Genomic DNA, 2,712 nt, shown 5'->3' with positions numbered 1-2,712 from the left:
AAAAGGTAGTGGACATTGAAATTCAGATTTTTTTCAAACTGGATCGTATAGCTAACACGTCATACCGCGATTCATTCGCGGTATCTCGGCATAGATTCCGCTAACTAGTAGCGGAATGACGAATTTGTCGTTTTTCAAATTGTCGTAAGTCAGTTTAGCTATATATAGGATGACAGAAATTGTTTGTATTAGCTATATTCAAAAGCTGTATTGATATTTTGCAATATTTGTGATAAAATAAAAGCTTAAGGTTGAGAGTAAAAATTTATGAGTGAAGCTCAAGGTCCAAATATTGCAGAATGGCAAGCGCAGCAGCAACACCAAGAGGCTGCTGGTGAGAAAAGTGGTTTTGATCTTGTTCATAGTGACTCTGTTTCAACAGTCGTGGATGGAATGAAATGGTTGTTTAACTTTCATGAAGGAGAAATTGCTGCTTATAGTAACATGTTTGAAGGTTTGGTGAGTGGTAGTAGTCTAGTAACGCTGTTTTGGAAAATCATGTTTGGCATAAAATTTCTTGAAGGCCTTGCAGAATATTTTTCAGGTGGAGGTGGGGAAGATATGCCGTCAGAAGGAATGGATATGGCTCATGGTGATGAGGGACCTCACTCAGATGATTACCCTCATGCCAATAATCAAATGGCTCATAATGCTGATGGTCTGCAAGACATGCATGATGCAGGTGATCACCATGGTCAATCTTTTTCACCTGGTCCTTCACCATCTGTTGGTGATGACCACGGGCATGAACTTGGTTAAACGCTTAAAAACTGCTGAATAGTATGCGAGAAGGCCTAATAAGAAAAGTTGCTGTTGTTATAATTAACATGAGTTTGTCTTAGTGAAAAAGGTTTCAGTTTTAGGGTCAACAGGAAGTGTTGGAAGACTGTAGATTTGCTCTCAAAGAGAAAAGAAGAATACCAAGTGGAAGCACTAAGTGCCCATTCGAACTTTGCTTTACTGGCACATCAAGCAAAACTGCTAAATGCAAAATATGTTGCTATCTCCGATGAAAGGCTTTACAAAGATTTAAAAGAAAGTTTACTTGGTACAGATGTAAAAATAGCAACTGGTGCTACAAATATTGCTACCATACCTGTTGATCTCTCAGTTGTTGCAATAGTTGGCATTGCAGGCCTTGGGCCAGTTATGGAAGTTATAGAAAGCGGTACCAAAGTCATTGCATTGGCAAACAAAGAAAGCATTGTTTGCGGTGGAAAGTTATTACTCAAAAAAGCTAAAGAAAAAAATGTACAAATAATCCCTATTGACTCTGAGCACAATGCAATTTTTCAAATTTTGCAAAATGACGACAAATGCGTAGAAAAGATCATACTTACTGCTTCTGGTGGACCATTCTTAAATTATAGCCTTGAGCAATTAAGAAATATCACGGTAGATCAGGCGCTTAGTCACCCCACTTGGAATATGGGAAAGAAAATCTCGGTTGATAGCGCAACAATGATGAATAAGGCACTAGAGATAATAGAAGCACATAACTTGTTTAACATCAGCCCGGATAAAATTGAAGCAATAGTGCATCCTGAGTCAATAGTACATGGAATTGTAACTTATAAGGATGGGTTCAACTTTGCTGTGCTTGCAGAAACTGACATGGCAATTCCTATTTCATATGCTCTATCTTGGCCGGAAAGATCAGCTTTAAATCGTAAATTAGATTTAACAAAGCAAGGAAAATTGACCTTTCAAGAACCAGACCATAAGCGTTTTCCTGCGCTAAAGCTTAGCATGGCAGTGTTAAACTCTTCTGCTCCACAAACAAACAGTATTGTGCTCAATGCTGCAAATGAAATAGCTGTTAATGAATTTTTGAAGTCACGAATCGGCTTTTTAAAAATAGTAGAGGTAGTGGAATCAACAATGGAAAGTTTTGGTAGTTATACTGATATTAATTCACTATCTGATATAATAAATACTGATTATGAAAGTCGTATTATTGCTAATAAAGTTGTTGAAAGTAAAGTTGTTGCGTATAGCTAGAGTAATGTAACCAGACTGTATTCTGTACCGCGAATAAATCGCGGTATGACGGTTCGCGGTGGTATGACGGTTAAGTAATTCGTCATCCCGCTGCTTGTTAGCGGGATCTAGAGATACCGCGGCGGTATGACGGTTCGCGGCGGCATAGCTATCTTCAAAAATATGGTTGAATAATTGTTAATAATAGTGTATAATTATTAATATTTTTAAGCACTTTGGCTATGGCTTTATCTAAGTTTCTCGACCCTAAGCTGGATTTAACCTTCAAAAAAATATTTGGCACTGAAAAAAATAAGAATATTCTCATACATTTTTTGAATGATATTTTAGGTTTACCGAGATAAATACTATACAAGAAGTGGAATTCCTCAGTGCTATAATGGATCCTGAAATTGCCTCTGATAAGCAAAGTATAGTTGATGTTCTCTGCAGGGACTCTAGTGGGGCTAGGTATGTGATTGAAATGCAACTCACTCGCGATAAAGGCTTCGAAAAACGAGCTCAACTATATGCTGCTAAGGCTTACTCAAGGCAAGCTGATAAATCTGGTAAGTACATTGATTTAAAGAAGGTTTTCTTTATTGCTATCTCTAATTGTAATTTATTTCCTGATAAGCTTGATTATATATCCAGCCACACAATAAGAGATAAAAATGTTTCGCTGGTGGCATTATAAACAATTGGCGAAATACGCCAATTTAGCTCTGTCGT

General features: G+C 37.3%; 1 protein-coding gene and 2 pseudogenes. All 3 read left to right on the top strand.

Translation table 11 applies throughout. The features are described from left to right. Nucleotides 1-267: 267 nt before the first annotated feature. Nucleotides 268-759 (top strand): hypothetical protein, encoded by a 492-nt coding sequence (locus WGMM_RS03460; protein ID WP_038250155.1) that lies wholly within the window; start codon nucleotides 268-270, stop codon nucleotides 757-759. Between the two features lie 82 nt (nucleotides 760-841). Continuing rightward, nucleotides 842-2,001: pseudogene (gene dxr / locus WGMM_RS03455) on the top strand (1-deoxy-D-xylulose-5-phosphate reductoisomerase). A gap of 221 nt (nucleotides 2,002-2,222) precedes the next feature. Continuing rightward, a pseudogene (locus tag WGMM_RS03450) lies at nucleotides 2,223-2,662 on the top strand (Rpn family recombination-promoting nuclease/putative transposase); the annotation flags it as partial. Nucleotides 2,663-2,712: the final 50 nt, after the last annotated feature.

Source organism: Wolbachia endosymbiont of Glossina morsitans morsitans (assembly GCF_000689175.1).
Lineage (GTDB): Bacteria > Pseudomonadota > Alphaproteobacteria > Rickettsiales > Anaplasmataceae > Wolbachia > Wolbachia pipientis.
This window is presented reverse-complemented; position numbering and strand designations above follow the sequence as displayed.

Bases quoted from the DNA above. Each gene is read 5' to 3' on its own strand.
- WGMM_RS03460 (WP_038250155.1), top strand. From the start codon at position 268: ATGAGTGAAGCTCAAGGTCCAAATATTGCAGAATGGCAAGCGCAGCAG.